This is a genomic window from Pseudomonas sp. B22(2017), assembly GCF_002113105.1.
In the GTDB taxonomy this organism is placed as follows: domain Bacteria; phylum Pseudomonadota; class Gammaproteobacteria; order Pseudomonadales; family Pseudomonadaceae; genus Aquipseudomonas; species Aquipseudomonas asiatica.
Genome location: NZ_NEJN01000010.1, coordinates 132,578 through 146,909 on the forward strand (window position 1 = coordinate 132,578; position 14,332 = coordinate 146,909).

15 protein-coding genes are annotated in these 14,332 nt (G+C 54.7%); 7 read left to right on the plus strand and 8 right to left on the minus strand.

The window, feature by feature from the left end; translation table 11 throughout:
• Positions 1–73: 73 nt before the first annotated feature.
• Together CAG18_RS19615 and CAG18_RS19620 are read right to left on the minus strand one after the other, a co-directional pair.
• Positions 74–1,381, minus strand: coding sequence for an OprO/OprP family phosphate-selective porin (locus tag CAG18_RS19615; protein WP_009395904.1), 1,308 nt, complete (start codon positions 1,379–1,381; stop codon positions 74–76).
• Positions 1,382–1,591: 210 nt separating this feature from the next.
• Positions 1,592–2,560, minus strand: a complete 969-nt coding sequence (locus CAG18_RS19620; protein WP_010951447.1) for a LysR family transcriptional regulator — start codon at positions 2,558–2,560, stop codon at positions 1,592–1,594.
• 257 nt (positions 2,561–2,817) lie between these two features.
• Here CAG18_RS19620 and CAG18_RS19625 point away from each other — a divergent pair, with 257 nt between their 5' ends.
• Genes CAG18_RS19625 through CAG18_RS19635 form a run of 3 tightly spaced genes read left to right on the plus strand, consistent with a single transcriptional unit; the run spans position 2,818 to position 5,634 of the window.
• Complete coding sequence (locus CAG18_RS19625; RefSeq protein ID WP_010951446.1) at positions 2,818–3,237, plus strand: GtrA family protein; 420 nt, start codon at positions 2,818–2,820, stop codon at positions 3,235–3,237.
• Positions 3,203–4,186: a glycosyltransferase family 2 protein gene (locus CAG18_RS19630; protein ID WP_010951445.1), complete on the plus strand. Its 984-nt coding sequence runs from the start codon at positions 3,203–3,205 to the stop codon at positions 4,184–4,186. The genes CAG18_RS19625 and CAG18_RS19630 overlap by 35 nt, the downstream gene beginning before the upstream one ends.
• The gene (locus CAG18_RS19635; RefSeq protein ID WP_010951444.1) at positions 4,180–5,634 is read left to right on the plus strand and encodes a phospholipid carrier-dependent glycosyltransferase; all 1,455 of its coding nucleotides are present in this window, start codon (positions 4,180–4,182) and stop codon (positions 5,632–5,634) included. The genes CAG18_RS19630 and CAG18_RS19635 overlap by 7 nt, the downstream gene beginning before the upstream one ends.
• Before the next feature lie 82 nt (positions 5,635–5,716).
• On the opposite strand, the gene CAG18_RS19640 is transcribed toward CAG18_RS19635, so the two are convergent.
• A complete protein-coding gene (locus CAG18_RS19640; protein WP_010951443.1) occupies positions 5,717–5,938 on the minus strand; it encodes a hypothetical protein in 222 nt (73 codons plus the stop codon).
• Positions 5,939–6,204: 266 nt separating this feature from the next.
• Here CAG18_RS19640 and CAG18_RS19645 point away from each other — a divergent pair, with 266 nt between their 5' ends.
• Complete coding sequence (locus tag CAG18_RS19645) at positions 6,205–6,792, plus strand: hypothetical protein (protein ID WP_010951442.1); 588 nt, start codon at positions 6,205–6,207, stop codon at positions 6,790–6,792.
• Between the two features lie 57 nt (positions 6,793–6,849).
• Here CAG18_RS19645 and CAG18_RS19650 read toward each other — a convergent pair whose 3' ends face one another.
• Positions 6,850–8,268, minus strand: coding sequence for a heavy metal sensor histidine kinase (locus CAG18_RS19650; RefSeq protein WP_010951441.1), 1,419 nt, complete (start codon positions 8,266–8,268; stop codon positions 6,850–6,852).
• Positions 8,265–8,939, minus strand: a complete 675-nt coding sequence (locus CAG18_RS19655) for a heavy metal response regulator transcription factor (protein WP_003253457.1) — start codon at positions 8,937–8,939, stop codon at positions 8,265–8,267. The genes CAG18_RS19650 and CAG18_RS19655 overlap by 4 nt, the downstream gene beginning before the upstream one ends.
• 689 nt (positions 8,940–9,628) lie before the next feature.
• Here CAG18_RS19655 and CAG18_RS19660 point away from each other — a divergent pair.
• Positions 9,629–9,955: a DUF2790 domain-containing protein gene (locus CAG18_RS19660; RefSeq protein WP_010951440.1), complete on the plus strand. Its 327-nt coding sequence runs from the start codon at positions 9,629–9,631 to the stop codon at positions 9,953–9,955.
• 32 nt (positions 9,956–9,987) lie between these two features.
• Here CAG18_RS19660 and CAG18_RS19665 read toward each other — a convergent pair whose 3' ends face one another.
• From CAG18_RS19665 to CAG18_RS19675, 3 genes are all read right to left on the minus strand, one after another.
• A complete protein-coding gene (locus CAG18_RS19665; RefSeq protein ID WP_011953105.1) occupies positions 9,988–10,338 on the minus strand; it encodes a DUF3147 family protein in 351 nt (116 codons plus the stop codon).
• 157 nt (positions 10,339–10,495) lie between these two features.
• Complete coding sequence (locus CAG18_RS19670; RefSeq protein ID WP_010951438.1) at positions 10,496–11,401, minus strand: cation diffusion facilitator family transporter; 906 nt, start codon at positions 11,399–11,401, stop codon at positions 10,496–10,498.
• Positions 11,402–11,455: 54 nt separating this feature from the next.
• A complete protein-coding gene (locus tag CAG18_RS19675) occupies positions 11,456–11,794 on the minus strand; it encodes a zinc ribbon domain-containing protein (RefSeq protein ID WP_079732563.1) in 339 nt (112 codons plus the stop codon).
• Between the two features lie 490 nt (positions 11,795–12,284).
• Between CAG18_RS19675 and CAG18_RS19680 the strand changes: the two genes are divergently transcribed.
• The gene (locus CAG18_RS19680; protein ID WP_003298414.1) at positions 12,285–13,982 is read left to right on the plus strand and encodes a phosphoethanolamine transferase; all 1,698 of its coding nucleotides are present in this window, start codon (positions 12,285–12,287) and stop codon (positions 13,980–13,982) included.
• A 122-nt stretch (positions 13,983–14,104) separates the two neighbouring features.
• Complete coding sequence (locus tag CAG18_RS27340) at positions 14,105–14,233, plus strand: hypothetical protein (protein ID WP_003253468.1); 129 nt, start codon at positions 14,105–14,107, stop codon at positions 14,231–14,233.
• Positions 14,234–14,332: the final 99 nt, after the last annotated feature.

Below are 14,332 nucleotides of genomic sequence, written 5' to 3' on the forward strand. Positions count from 1 at the left end.
CACCTCCAGAAACAGGAAAGCCGGAAGCACGTTGAGCGCTTCCGGCTTTCTCACGTCAGACTGATGAGAGGGATCAGAAGACGTATTGCAGGCGGGTCACGATGGCATTGCCGCTGTCGTCGCCCACGGTGTTCTCGTTGTTGTCGGTGCGCACGTTGATGTAGTTGGCACTGACTTTCACCGCCTCGTTGACGTACCAGTTCACACCCACCGTGTGGCTCTTGGCCTTGCGCTCGTTCGATTGGTCCGCCGCGGTGACCAGGTTGCCGTCTTCGACCTTGATATCGTCAAAGCGGTAGAAGACTTCCCAGGCCCCCAGTTCCTTGTTCTCTGGTTTGATAGTGTCGAACTTGGCACCATCGAGCTTGTAGATACGCGGCTCGCCGGTCAGGGTGTAAGCCATCTGGGCGTAGTAACCGGAGGCCTTCATGTCGTTGTTGGCCTGGTCAGCTTTCAGCTTGCGGCGAAGGTATTCCGCTTGAACCGAGAACGGGCCGGTGGCCCAGGCACCTTCGAGACCCCAGACCGAGTCGTCCTTCCACAGGCCATCTTGTGCAGCAGCACCGCCAAACAGCATGCGGTTGCCGTTGGTGCCGGCATCGCCGCCGCCATTGGTATCTACACCGCGGACGCCCAGACGCGAACGAATCCGGGTATCGACCGCACTGTTTTTGAGGTCGCGGTAAGCGTACTGAGCACCGACGTGCAGGACGTTGCCATCACTGTGCAGCGGTGCGAACACGCCACGTACGTTGTAGCGCTTGGTGCTGTCGCCATCCGAGTTGTTATTGGTTTCGCTGAAAACGCTACCGGAAACATAAGCCATGTCAGCGATGGTGCTGGTGGCTTGAACACCCATGCCGGCGTTGTCGTTGATCCAGTCCGCCAGGTCGTACGAGAGGTTCCGCTCCATGGCGGTGGTCCACTTCGAACTGGTGGCTTTCTCAAGACCGAAGTCGGTGTAGAAACGGCCAAAGCGCAGTTGCACCGGCTTGAAACCCGTGTAGGTCAGGCTGGCTTCGTCGAAGTAGCCGTCGGAGTCGTTGCCCGTGTTGCGGGAAAGGTCGTAGTTGAGCTGATACTTCCAGTCGCGGTACAGCACGCCACCGAGCTCAAGGTAGGCGCGACGGAAGTAGCCTGCGTCAGCGGTATCGCCATTCTTGGTGAAGACACCATCGAAACGGCCGTAGTCGGCCTGAACTCGGCCGCCCAGTTTGAAACTGAATTCCTTGTCAGAAGTCGATACTTCAAGACCGCCCTTGGTCTTCAGAACGATGTCAGCTCCGTCAGTGGTTACTGTTCCGGAGAATGCTTGCGAGGAAAATGTGCCTATTATTGCGGCAGCCAACAGCTTTTCCCGCATGTTCGAAGAACGGATCATTGCTTGCCTCTCGTATGTTAAGTGCTTAGCTACCGACGTTATATTTCGCCCTGCGCCGGCCTAAATTTATCTTGCAGATGGGAGCAGGCCACGGTTGTCACCTGCTGTAACAAGATGCCTTTGTTCTAAGCACTCTGACTAGGTTGCAAGCGAATATGACAGTTGTGTTTCTGTAGTGTTAACGGAGGAGTTTCAAACCTAACAAAACTGTTACCGAACAAGCCAGTCCTTCTTATCAAAGAAGCTCTTCTTGATCAATCTTCGAATTTCCAAAACCTGCGGATTGCGGACAAGCTTCGTTTTGATAACAAGATAGACATCTTTCTCCTCCAGGTCGTCCAGGAAACCCGGCACGGGTAGGATATTTCTCTCCAGTTTTCGGCTGTAGTCGGGCAGCACTCCAATACACGCACCGCCAACGACAAGGCCTCGTGATAGGTTGTAGCTCTTGACCCGAGTGGTACCGCCCTGATGCTCAGCCATTATCGATGCCCACTTTCGTGAGCCCGCCAAGATCTCTTCATCCCAAGGGACAACGAGCATGAAGTTGTGCAAATCCAAGCTCTCCACTGGAAGGGTGACGCTTCTTGAATAGCGGCTGGAAATGAACAGGGCGTGCCCAATCCGGCCAAGCCGTTCAAACCTATACGTAGGATGGCGATCAAGCGCGCCTTTATCATCTGGGCTCACCAAAGCGATACCCACATCGACTTCACACTCAGAAAGCATCTGCGTTGTGCATTCTGAATGGATTTCCAGCTGCATTTCGGCATGATCACGCACGTAGGCGACTAGATCGCGGTTTACGATGTCGTTCAGCACTGGCTCTGTGATCGCGATGGTAAGCCTGGGGACTTCCTTTTCACCGGACTTGCCAAGGCCGTCTGGGCCGAAGAGCTGGCACAGGTAATGGCTGACCCTCTCGCCTGTGCGGGTCAGGGCAAGCTTGTTGTGTTTGTAGACAAACACGGGAGCACCAATGTGCTCTTCCAGTTTCTCCAAGCGTTTCCGCAGGCCTACCACTGGCACATTGAGCCCTCGGGCAGCCTGTTTGAAACTGGCACAACGTGCTGTTGCGAAAAACTCTACGGCCAGCTGATCATCAATTGGCAAATCATCCAATATGTCAGGGCTGTAAGGAACAACGGTGCTTGTATATGTTTCATTTTGTGTAACCATTAGGTCCCCCTTAATTCGGGGAATCTATCTCAATGCCACCCGGTGTTTCCTTATCTTGTCAACATTGTAATCCACGGGTCATGCATGCGTTATCGGAAGGCTTTTATTTCGAAAGCGTAATTTTCAGGCAATCCCTCTGATATTGTAGCGTGCTAGCCTAGTGCGCCGACTTGTTACTTACCATATATAGATTCGGCTAATTACGCATTTACATTTAGTTCACTATTTTTTCACCTTTGCCTCCATAGGCTTTGGGCATGGAAAATCAAACCCCACCTCTTACTACCTTACTGATTCGTTATCTGGGGATCGGCTTCATAGCAACGGGAGTCCATTATGCGGTGTTCCTATTGCTGGTTACGACAGAATTCGTTACTCCGTTACTGGCCAGTATCTGTGGCGGCATGGTTGGCGCAATCGCGAGCTTCATTGGAAATAGGGCGCTCTGTTTTGTGGCAGATGGCTCTCGTAAGTTTCAGCCTGTCAGGTTTGCACTGGTCGCGTTAACCACAAACTTCGGCAATGGCGTGGGTATGTGGTTCCTCATCAAGTCGAATCTGTCACCGCTCATCTCCCAAGTCGTAGTGACCTTAAGCCTCACTGCACTTGGATTCATTGCACATCGTTTTTGGACATTCAATCATGCAGACATTACATCGCTTTCCCGAGCGCCCTGATCCCTTGTTAACCATCGTGGTCCCTTGCTTCCAGGAAGAGGAAACCATCCCCGAGTTCCACCAGCGAATCACCCGCGTGGTGAAGCGCTTACCCGTCTCCTGCGAAATCCTCTATGTCGACGACGGCAGTAATGACCGGACGGCCGACATTCTTCGCCACTATCAGGATGGGTCATCTGTACGTTGCCTGTCCCTGAGTCGCAACTTCGGCAAAGAGGCTGCACTGAGCGCCGGGATAGACCATGCCCGTGGCAGTGCGCTGATCTTCATTGATGTCGACCTGCAGGATCCACCAGAGCTCATCGCGGCCATGGTGGACTACTGGCAACGCGGCTACGACGTGGTGAACATGCAGCGCAACCTGAGAATCGGTGATTCGTGGTTCAAGCGCATGAGTGCCCGGGCTTACTACTGGGTCATGCAGCGCCTGGTGGAGAAGGTGGACATGCCGGCCGATGTCAGCGATTTCCGATTGATTGGGCCTGCGCCGCTGGCAGCCCTGCGGGCCCTGGATGAACGCTCCAGGATTCTCAAAGGCATGATCGGCTGGGTAGGCTTTCGTACCATCGAACTGCCCTACAATCGCACTGTTCGCCATGCCGGGAGCACCAAATGGAATGCAGCTGGCCTGTTCAATCTGGCCATCGAGAGCATCGTCAGCTTCTCTCGCAAACCACTGCGCATTTTCAGCCTCATCAGTTTCGGTCTTTTCGTCTCCAGCATCTGCTACATGCTTGCGTCGCTTGTGGCAGGCAGTTTCGACATCCATCACCTGATCGTCGGAATGGCTTCATTCATGTGCGTCGGTGTCGCCATGGTGGGGGAGTACCTGGGCGTGACACTCGCGGAAGTGAAGCGCCGGCCTCTCTATTTCCTGAAGCACAGCAACAAGGCAGATCCCGTGTCACTCCACCCTTCGATGGCTTCGATCGAGGGTAAGAAATGCTGAACCTGAAGAACGAGAGGACGCTGTGGTGGGTCCTGGGTTCGATTTTGCTATTGCGTTTGGTGGGGCTGGGCATCTACCCGCTGATGGACACATCTGAGGCCCGTTACGCTGAAATGGCTCGCAAGATGGTCGAGTTGAATGACTGGATCACGCCCATGTTCGACTACGGGGTACCGTTCTGGGGCAAGCCTCCGTTGTCCTTCTGGACCCAGGCCGCGAGCATGACGGTCTTCGGCGTTAACGAGTTCGCTGCGCGCTTCCCAGCGTGGCTACTCCACCTGGCAAGCTGTTTCATCATCATCAAACTCGGCACGCAGCAGATTTCTCGTAACGCCGGCATCTGGGCTGCCATTATTTTTTCCAGCACCACACTTGGCCTGGTCTCCAGCGGTGTTGTGCTGACTGACCCTGTTTTGTCGTTCTCGATTCTGCTGGCCAGCTACGGTTTCTGGCGTTGGATGAAGTGCGCCAGCAAGGCGGATGCCTACCTGATGTTCGCAGGTCTCGGGCTGGGCTTGCTTGCCAAAGGGCCGCTGACCCTGGTGCTTATGGGGGCGCCGGCATTCGCCTGGTTCGTTATCTACAAGGAATGGGGACGGGTACTGAGGCTTCCCTGGATTAGCGGCCTTGTACTCATGTTCGGTATATCCGTGCCATGGTATGTCGCGGCCGAGATGAAAACGCCCGGCTTCATGGAGTACTTCTTCGTTGGTGAGCACTGGAGCCGCTACGTCGTCAGTAACTGGGCAGGGGACCTCTATGGTAGTGCTCATGCCAAGCCGTACGGCAGCATCTGGATCCAGCTCGGATTGTCGCTACTGCCATGGGCCTTGTTTCTACCACTGTTGATCCGCAAGCGTGGATCGATGCAGCGCTTCAAAGCCTACCTCTGGCTGTGGGCCTTGGCGACACCGGTCTTCTTCACATTTGCAGGCAACATTCTGTGGACCTACCTGCTACCCGCGCTGCCAGCGTGGGCATTGCTGCTGTCTGCACGGGTCAGCGAAGTTGGCCCGAAGACCACCTGGGCTGCCGCTGCGAGCGCATTGGTGTTGCCAATCATCGGTGCGGGCATCATCTACGCCGGGGTACTAGAGGAGCGCCCTCAGAATCAGCGGGATGTGGTTCAAGCCTGGCTCAATGTGCAGTCTGCTCATTCCGCTCCCCTGATCTATCCTGGCCGCCGCTCATACTCGTCGGAGTTTTACAGCAGCGGGAAGTCCGAGAACATCAAGGATCCTGCCAAGTGGCCGCGGGATGGCTCGTTCTATCTGTCCAGGCGCTTGCGAGACAGCAAGGATGGTCTGCCCGCTGATCTAGCTTGCACATCGATCACCGAAGCGAACGCCAGCCAGCTCCTGCTGTGCCATTGGAAACGCCCCGCACAAGGTGCCGAGGGTCTGGCCGGAGAAAGCAATGCGGAAACGCCTCGCAAGAACGAAGGCTAAATTCCAAGCACAAAAAAGCCAGGTTTTACCCTGGCTTTTTTGTCGATTTCTTTCGTCATTTGAAGTCCTATTTAACCGCCGATTAATTGTCGGCTTGTTCCTTACCATCCTTGCTTTCTTTCTTTTGCTCTTGAGCGACTTGTTGTTTGTTCTGGTCCGAAGAGTCATCGCTCCATAGGCGAGCCTGTTCGGTTCGGAAGTTCTCGTTGAACTGTTTCGTTCGCTCGAAGCCGCCTTCAGCGTAAGCGGTACCCATGAGACCCAGCAGCAGGCTGCCAATAGCGATAGATTTGACAAATTTCATTGTGAACCTCGGTTCATACTAGGCCAACCTGATTAGCGGCCTTTGTTGGTTTGTAGTTTAGGAACGCGAAGCTAACGACAAGGTGAGTCAATAATTACAATTCCGTAATTTTGGCTGCAGATAGGATGCGTTAAATCTTCAAATCTGGAAGGATCATGTCTATCTCGGCACTGTCGAGGGCGACTTCGAATTTTCTCTTAAATTACAATTTTGATATCTAGCGCGTTAATTCAGCGCGGCGTTGTTGGCCGCCCTAGGAGATAGCCATGAATGACATAGAGCCCTGGGCAGTTGCTATCGGTGACTTTCGCCGCTGCACTGAAAAACTCACTGTCCAGCTCGATGAGCTGACCTCGCAGACGCGCACCTCCAGCGCTGTTCTGGAGAGGTCGAACGAACTGGTGGAGCAGGTGGACGCTGTCGGCCGGCAGATTCAGGAGGAGGTGCGAAAGGCGGAGAAGGCTTGGTCGAACGCGGAGGAGGTTGCCTTGCGCGCCGCTGCATCAGCGTATTCAGCTGCATGCCGCGGAGTCGACACCGCCATCCAGCCACTGATCTCGGAGCTTACAGCAGCGACAAAGGCGGCGGACGCCTCTATCCAGGAGCTCAAGCGGGCACCGGTGCTGGCCAAGCGTTATGTGATGGTGGTCGCCACGGCGTTCTTCATTCTGGCGCTGATCTGTGTCTACTCGACCATGCGCCTGATCGATGCCGCCGGCAGCGTAAGTGCTCAAGAGAAAGTGAATGCTCAGTACTTCTCACACCTGTGGAAAAACGCCAATCCTGACGAACAGAAGATTATTAAGTCGGTGATTCTGCGGTCGCCCATGGACCCTGTGGTCCTTCGGCACTGATGCATTGAGGCAAACAAAAGGCCCGTCGATTGACGGGCCTAATCGTGTCTGCGCAATTTAAGCGGCGGTCATTGCCGGCTGCATTTGCTGGGCTTCCGGAAAGTGAAGGTGGAACCAGGTGAAGTTTTCTTCGGTCACCTCCACGCTCGCCGATCCCTGGTGCAGACTCATGATCGACTGCACAATGGCCAAGCCAAGACCGGTACCGCCTTCGCTCCGTGCTCGGCTCTTGTCCACACGGTAGAACCGCTCAAACAAGTGCGCGTGGTGTTCCTTGGCAATACCACGGCCGGGGTTGCCGACACTCAACGTCGTACCGCTCGCACTATGCTGCACCTTAACGTAGACCGTGCGGCCGCGAGGGCAGTAACGGATCGCGTTCGAGACCAGATTCGAGACGGCACGTTGAACCATCAGGCGATTCCCGCGCACCACGTCATCACTGCCGGAGATCTGCAGCTGAATCTCGCCTTCTTCTGCTGAAATGCTGAAGAGATCGCACACTCGCTGAACCTCGTCGACCAAGGAGACGGATTCGAACTCCACCATTGATGCTGGATGACTGACCTGGGCCAAGAACAGCATGTCGGAAACCATGCGGCTCATGCGGTCCAGCTCTTCTGTGCACGACTCCAGAACCTCCCGGTACTCGGAAAGCGATCGTTCTCTGGTCAAGGCAACCTGGGCCTTGCCCATCAGGTTGGAAAGCGGTGCTCGAAGTTCGTGAGCAAGGTCGTCAGAAAACTGCGAGAGCTGCTGAACCCCATCATCCAGGCGAGCCAGCATGATGTTGATGCCGTCGGCGAGCATTTTGAGTTCTGCCGGCATCCCATCAGTTGGAAGGCGATGGTCGAGGCTCTCGGTTGAGATTTTCGAGGCGATCTTGAGGAACTTGGTCAGTGGTAGCAGGCCTCTGCGCACAGTCCACCAGCCAATGGCCAAGATCAGTGCGAGGATGACGGGGGACATCATCAAGGCCCAGGTCAGCAACGCATCGAGCAGCGCCTCACTGGATGACTGGTCCATGGTCATATAGACGCTGACCTCTGTTCCATCGCCCAAACGCATGATTCGAGAAGCACTCAGCAGAGGACGGTCCTGCGTATCACGCCATTCGTGCTCTTTGGGCTGGGCCGCCGGCTGAAACTTGTGCACCTCCAGATTGACCTGTTTCGAGCCAATCGAGAGCAGGGGAGTCTGATTCTGTGAGGTATCGAATATGCTCACATACAGGTTGTTGTGGCCCATGACCAAATCGACAAGCTGATGCGCATCCGCGTTGACGCCGGAGATGTCCGGGATGGTGGACAGGTTGTGAGCCATCCCCGCCATCTTTACTTCCAGGTCTGCTCTGGCATTTCTTTCCAGAGCCTTGCCTACCATCAGATAGCCAAAGGTGGCGAACAGAAGCAGCAACGCTGCGCTCATCAACCCAACTTTTAACCCCAGCTTTGCAGCCAGGCTGAATGGCCTCATGCGCGTTCCTCAAAAACGTACCCAACGCCACGAAGCGTGTGAATGAGCTTGGTTTCAAACGGGTCATCGATCTTCGAGCGCAAGCGCCGGATGGCTACATCGATGACATTGGTGTCGCAATCGAAATTCATATCCCAGACCAACGAGATGATCTGAGAGCGAGTCAGCGCTTCGCCCGTTCGGCTCATGAGCAGGTGCAGAAGCGCAAATTCCTTGGTGGTGAGATCGATGCGTGTGCCACCGCGGAAGACGCGATGGCGGACGGAGTCGAGTTCCAGATCGGCAATTTTCAGCGAGCTCTTCTCGACTAACTCATCACCACGGCGTTGCAGCGAACGGATGCGAGCAAGCAGCTCAGGGAATTCGAATGGCTTCACAAGGTAGTCATCCGCGCCGCCGTCCAAGCCCTTGAGCTTGTCATTGATGCGTCCGCGGGCGGTCAGCATGATGATGCGGACCCGGCTGGTCTTACGGATGGTTTCCAGCAGGTCCCAGCCGTCGATACCCGGGAGGTTCACGTCCAGGAGGACCAACGAATAGACATTAGTGTTGAACAAGTGCAGAGCATCTACACCGTTGTGCACGATATCTACGACATACCCGCTTTCGGATAGGCCCTGCTGAAGATATTCGGCAGTTTTAATTTCGTCTTCCACAACTAGAACGCGCATAACTTATCTCAAGGTGTGAGGAAGGAGTTGGCCTAATCCGCCAAGATTATGGTTGCAGGCTGTTCGAAAGTTTGGCTGAGGGTATGGCATGTGGTAGTCGCTACCTCTGTCCATACGCCGGGTCACCTGAGGACGCTTGAATCTTAACGCGAAGAAGCTGGCCGCGGCGAAATCCTACAAATTTGTAATGTAGCCGCAAGATTTCTGACAGTCATGCAGGCTCCACCCCTAAGCATAGCGGATTCTGGGGCCTGCGGCGGTGTATGACAGATTCGCCTGGCAGGTGGAATCGGCCAGGACAGGCAGCATTTCGGTCGTTAGCTTGCAAGGACTGGTACTGGCCTTGGATCGAGGGCGCCACGCAGGCAGACCCCATGCACGGCCGCAAACCGCAGCGCCTTTCTGCAAATTAGTTCACGTGGCGGCTCGATATTCTCTCGAATAATTATCTTACAATCTATTACATGTCCAAATTGTAATTGCACGATCATCTTGGTGTTAGCCTCCTTTGCTAGTTTAAGGGCAGCGGAAGAGGCATCGCTGCTTTGGAAATTGTCTCATTTCAAAGCAGCTTGGCAAGAGCACCGAGCAGTTGTTCGCGCCAGTGCATTCACCTGTAAACCATACGCTCCTTTGGTAGGTGAATTTTAGCGCCCCCCTACGGGCGCTTTTTTATTAAGGGACTTCTTATGAACACTACTGTATCAGCGATCGCCGTGTTTATGCTCTTTACATCACTAACAGCCAATGCCCAAAGCGGTATGGAGATCAATAAACACATCGAGCGTACTGCTAGAGAGGCTACAGCGGATTATGCTCAACGCGTAAAAAAGCCCATGCCTCAACTAGAAGACTACGCCTATGGCATGGACCTGGACGTTGGTAAGTTGGTGTATGTATCACCCAATGTGCGGTACTGCGGTAATGTAAGAAGCATGATGACCTACGAAGACTCGAAAGGCGAACTGCACATGGTTCGCTACCTGGTGAAGGGCGAGTGTGTTAATAGCCGTTAAGACTCATCAAGATGATCCCTGCGGCCACCGGATCATAGAAGCTCAATGCCGAACCGGCGCAGCAGTATGGCGAAGCCTCCGAAGCTGGCCATTGTGATGAGGATGCTGCTGATCAGTGTCGGCCAAAAGCCGAGCTTAGGTAGCAGCAATGGAAAAGCAATAAACATCGGCAGGGTCGGAAGCACGTACCAGAACGTGTACCAAGCATGGTTGGAGATCTTCTCCATGCTCTGGTTCTCTAAATAGAGCCAGACCAACGTCACGACCGTGACCAAGGGTAGGGCGGCGACCAAGCCGCCCAGCTTGTCGCTGCGTTTCGCCAGCTCTGACACGAGAATCACTATACCGGCAGTGAGTAGGTACTTCGTGATGATCCAGGCCATCGCTGAGCCTTCTGGAGGTTGTTGACGAGGGCAGGCGAAGCCATTCACCAACCCCCTTGAAGCGCTCCTGCCGTTTACGGCATCCCTCACCGCATTTTTTTTGCAACATCACCCTCAGCCAGGAGGGTGATGTGTTTGCATGGTGTTTACCGATCGGTCAGTGCGAGGGTGAGGGAACGCTCTCGTGGAAAGCTGCCCGCTCGATCTGGATGGTGCAGTGATGGATTTCGAATGCATCGCTGACAGCATCCACGACGGCCGCCAACACAGCATCCCCATCTGCAGAATCCCGAACCACTACGTGCGACGTCATCACGTTACTGCCACTGCTGACAGCCCACACGTGCAAGTCATGAACGTCCGTCACGCCATCTACTCCGAGGATGGTGGCCTCGATTGCCGTAACGTCGAGCCCCCTCGGGACACCCTCCATGAGGATCCCCAGGCTTTCGCGAAGCAACTGCCACGTCCGCGGCAGAACCCAAAGGCCGATCGCCACAGCGACAATCGTGTCGACCCAGGTCCAGCCGGTGAAGCGGATGATAAGTGCCGCGATGATTACGCCAAGCGAGCCGAGCATGTCGCTCCAAACTTCGAGGTAGGCTCCTTTGACGTTGAGGCTTTCGTTGCTCGCAGATGCCAGAAGGCGCATCGAAATTAGGTTGATGATCAGGCCGGCGATTGCGATCCACATCATCGCTCCGGTAGCGATCTCCGCCGGCATGAAGAAGCGCTGGTAGGCCTCATACAAGATGTACATCGCCACCAGGAAGAGCAGCACGGCGTTGAACGTCGAAGCCAGAATTTCCAGGCGCGCATAGCCGAAGGTTCTTTTCTGATCCGCCGGCCGCTTGGCTATCTGAAGTGCAATCAGTGAGATCGCCAAGGCGGCAGTATCTGTGAACATGTGAGATGCGTCCGACAGCAGCGCCAGGCTGCCGGTAATCCACGCACCGATCACTTCTGCAATCATGAAGCTGCCAGTCAAGCCGAGCGCCATGATTAGCTTCTTCTGATGCCCCTCGCGTACTGCAGCGCTGCCATGGTCATGATTTGAACCCACGTATTTCTCCTTGCGCAGGGTTGTGGTCTCGTTGGCCTTCCTGTCTACCTAGCCTTAGAGCGTCGCTTGGCCACACTGACTGCAAAATCTTGCTCCTGCACTCAGCAGCGAGCCGCAGGCGGTGCAACCACTCGATAGCGGTGTTCCGCAGTTTAGACAAAAGCGTGCTGACGGATCGTTGGCCGTCCGGCACTGCCTGCAGCCCTGCAGATCTTTGATGGGGGCAGGAGTGGGAGGGCGCCCGCCGTCATACACCTGATTACCGCCGTCGCAGCCCTGCTGCCGGCCATGGCGATCATATTGCTCGGCCCCATGTCCCCCGCTGTGGTGCTTGCCTCCACCGTGGTTTCCACGGCCATGGTGCCCGCCCAGGATGTTTTTGAAAAAGCTCATGGTATTCGCCCCTCATTGATGGGTGACATATTAACGAGCAAAAGTTGAAAATTATGTTCTGCTCGCGAGAAAGACTTGTAAGTTGAATTGAAAGTTCAAAATTAGCCTACGACAAAACGAAACCGTTTTGTTTGTGAAATTAAATTTATCTAGCTGAGCGGAGCATTGCTTTTGGTGGGTAGTATTCCCCTAATTTTGATCATAGCGTGATCAATGACAATCAAAACAGCAGTAATTGGATTTCTGTCAGCATTGTAATCCCGAGGTCATCGTGTCGTTATCAGGTCCCGGAAATAATGCGCTCAGCGAGATTCATTTCTCTTTTTATCCCTATGCCTCACACATACTAAGCGTCCCCAACGCCTAGGGGCCTAAGGCCTCTGACGCTCCGCACATTGCGCAATCGCTCAGCATCTGTCGACGGTTTGCCTTGTAGCTCCCGCTAACTCCATAGCTACCGCCATGGATAAGCAGCTTCCAGAGTTTGATAATGACACCTTCCAAATCCATTGTTCACACCCTGTTAAGCAAATGGATCTTTGCTATTCGCAATGCGCGGCAGAAAGGCATCAGTACTAATTTGCTAATCGGCCTGGTGACTTTTTGGTTACTGCTATTCGCGAACGCTGAGCTCTGGAACGTGCTCTGGAAGCTGGTATTCAAAACCGATGAAGTGAACTGGCAGCTAGCGGCTAGCCTCCCAGTCATAGTATTCGCATGGGTGTTTACCGTTCTGAGCTTGCTGTCATGGGGGCGGCTGGCCAAACCCATACTGTGCCTGGTACTGATCAGCGCGTCTTTTGCGAGTTACTTCATGAATGCCTACGGCATCGTGATCGATTACACAATGTTCACCAACGTTGTGGAGACCGACGTCGCTGAGGCAACCGAGCTGCTGAATTGGAAGCTCGGTCTTTGGGTCGCAATGGTTGGGGTGTTGCCCGTCTACCTGATTGCCCGGGTTCCCCTCCGGCGCAAGCCTTGGGCCAAAGCTTTGGTCAGCAGGTTCATTGCTCTGTCGCTCGCTCTGTTGACCTTATCTGGCATCGCGTTGAGTCAGTACCAGTCGTATGCCTCCTTGCTGCGCAACAATCGGGAGATCCGGCTGATTCTGGTACCTACCAACTTGTTTGCGGCTGGCCATGGGTACCTGAAGCGTCAGCTGGCCTCACCTAAAACGCTGACGGCCATTGGTACTGATGCGGTAGTTAATCGACAGGGTGCGGCTCGTAAACCCAGGCTGCTGGTACTGGCAGTAGGAGAGACCGCTCGCTCCGCCAACTTCTCCCTCAACGGCTACTCCCGTGAAACGAATCCGGAACTAGAAAAGCGAAATGTCATTAGCTTCACGAACGTGAGCTCCTGCGGTACCGCTACCGCGGTCTCGCTGCCATGCATGTTCCTGGACGTGGGTAAGGCCCAGTACAAAGATGGCTTGGCCAAGAGCCGAGAAGGGCTGCTCGACGTGCTTCAACGCGCTGGCATCAGTGTCATGTGGACTGACAACAACTCGGGGTGCAAAGGGGTCTGCGACAGGGTTCCCAACCACAAGGCTGCCTCTCACGCGGATTCCCAACTGTGCACCAGCGAGGAGTGTAAGGACGGGGTGCTGCTCACGGAGATGCAAGACTTCATCAAGCGCCAGGAAGGCGATGCTGTCCTGGTGCTCCACTACAAAGGCAGTCACGGCCCGGCCTACTACAAGCGCTACCCCTCGCAATTCAAGAAATTCGCACCGGTGTGCGAGACCAACGAGCTCGACAAATGTAAGCAGGAGGAGGTGGTCAATGCCTACGACAACTCAATCCTCTACACCGATTATGTGACTGCAAATCTCATCGATATCCTGGCGGCCAACACCAAGTTCGACACTGCGCTGATGTACGTTTCGGACCACGGCGAATCGCTGGGGGAGGGTGGGCTCTATCTACACGGGCTGCCTTACGCGATGGCTCCTGACGAGCAAACAAAGGTGCCGTTGGTACTTTGGATGTCTGACTCGCTCGCGAAGAGCGAAAAGGTCAACGTGGGTTGTTTGAAAGCTCAAACCACGTCACCGCTGAGCCACGACAACCTGTTCCACACCGTGCTCGGCATGATGAACGTCCAGACGTCTTCGTATCGCTCAGCGCTGGATTTCACTGCCCCTTGTAAGCCCTTTGTCGGAGGCTCTTATTCTGGCCTCTGAATGTTCGATGTGGACCGGATCATCGGCCAGGCGGTTCTGCACCAGCCTGCTTTGACAGCTGAGAGAAGCTGGACTAATTACATAGCTGCATTCAACAACCCAAGCGGAAAAGGAAGTTTTGCATGAGCATCAAGCCAGGCCCAAAGCGCACCAATGAAGATGGCACTCCGGACAAAAGGCAGCGAGTCACCCCTGAAAAGCAGAAGGACCATCCGGACCTGAAACCCCACAAGCACAAAAAGGGGGAGTAAGAAAAAAGCAGCTCTCGGGAGCTGCTTTTTTTTTGGGGCTGTGTGCAAACCCTCCCGACCGTCTCGCTGATCAATCGGACCGCGTCGTGAGTCTTCCGC

Bases quoted from the DNA above. Each gene is read 5' to 3' on its own strand.
- CAG18_RS19640 (WP_010951443.1), bottom strand. From the start codon at position 5,938: ATGAAATTTGTCAAATCTATCGCTATTGGCAGCCTGCTGCTGGGTCTC.
- CAG18_RS19665 (WP_011953105.1), bottom strand. From the start codon at position 10,338: ATGGCCTGGATCATCACGAAGTACCTACTCACTGCCGGTATAGTGATT.
- CAG18_RS19650 (WP_010951441.1), bottom strand. From the start codon at position 8,268: ATGAGGCCATTCAGCCTGGCTGCAAAGCTGGGGTTAAAAGTTGGGTTG.
- CAG18_RS19645 (WP_010951442.1), top strand. From the start codon at position 6,205: ATGAATGACATAGAGCCCTGGGCAGTTGCTATCGGTGACTTTCGCCGC.
- CAG18_RS19655 (WP_003253457.1), bottom strand. From the start codon at position 8,939: ATGCGCGTTCTAGTTGTGGAAGACGAAATTAAAACTGCCGAATATCTT.
- CAG18_RS27340 (WP_003253468.1), top strand. From the start codon at position 14,105: ATGAGCATCAAGCCAGGCCCAAAGCGCACCAATGAAGATGGCACTCCG.
- CAG18_RS19615 (WP_009395904.1), bottom strand. From the start codon at position 1,381: ATGATCCGTTCTTCGAACATGCGGGAAAAGCTGTTGGCTGCCGCAATA.
- CAG18_RS19620 (WP_010951447.1), bottom strand. From the start codon at position 2,560: ATGGTTACACAAAATGAAACATATACAAGCACCGTTGTTCCTTACAGC.
- CAG18_RS19635 (WP_010951444.1), top strand. From the start codon at position 4,180: ATGCTGAACCTGAAGAACGAGAGGACGCTGTGGTGGGTCCTGGGTTCG.
- CAG18_RS19675 (WP_079732563.1), bottom strand. From the start codon at position 11,794: ATGAGCTTTTTCAAAAACATCCTGGGCGGGCACCATGGCCGTGGAAAC.
- CAG18_RS19630 (WP_010951445.1), top strand. From the start codon at position 3,203: ATGCAGACATTACATCGCTTTCCCGAGCGCCCTGATCCCTTGTTAACC.
- CAG18_RS19625 (WP_010951446.1), top strand. From the start codon at position 2,818: ATGGAAAATCAAACCCCACCTCTTACTACCTTACTGATTCGTTATCTG.
- CAG18_RS19660 (WP_010951440.1), top strand. From the start codon at position 9,629: ATGAACACTACTGTATCAGCGATCGCCGTGTTTATGCTCTTTACATCA.
- CAG18_RS19680 (WP_003298414.1), top strand. From the start codon at position 12,285: ATGACACCTTCCAAATCCATTGTTCACACCCTGTTAAGCAAATGGATC.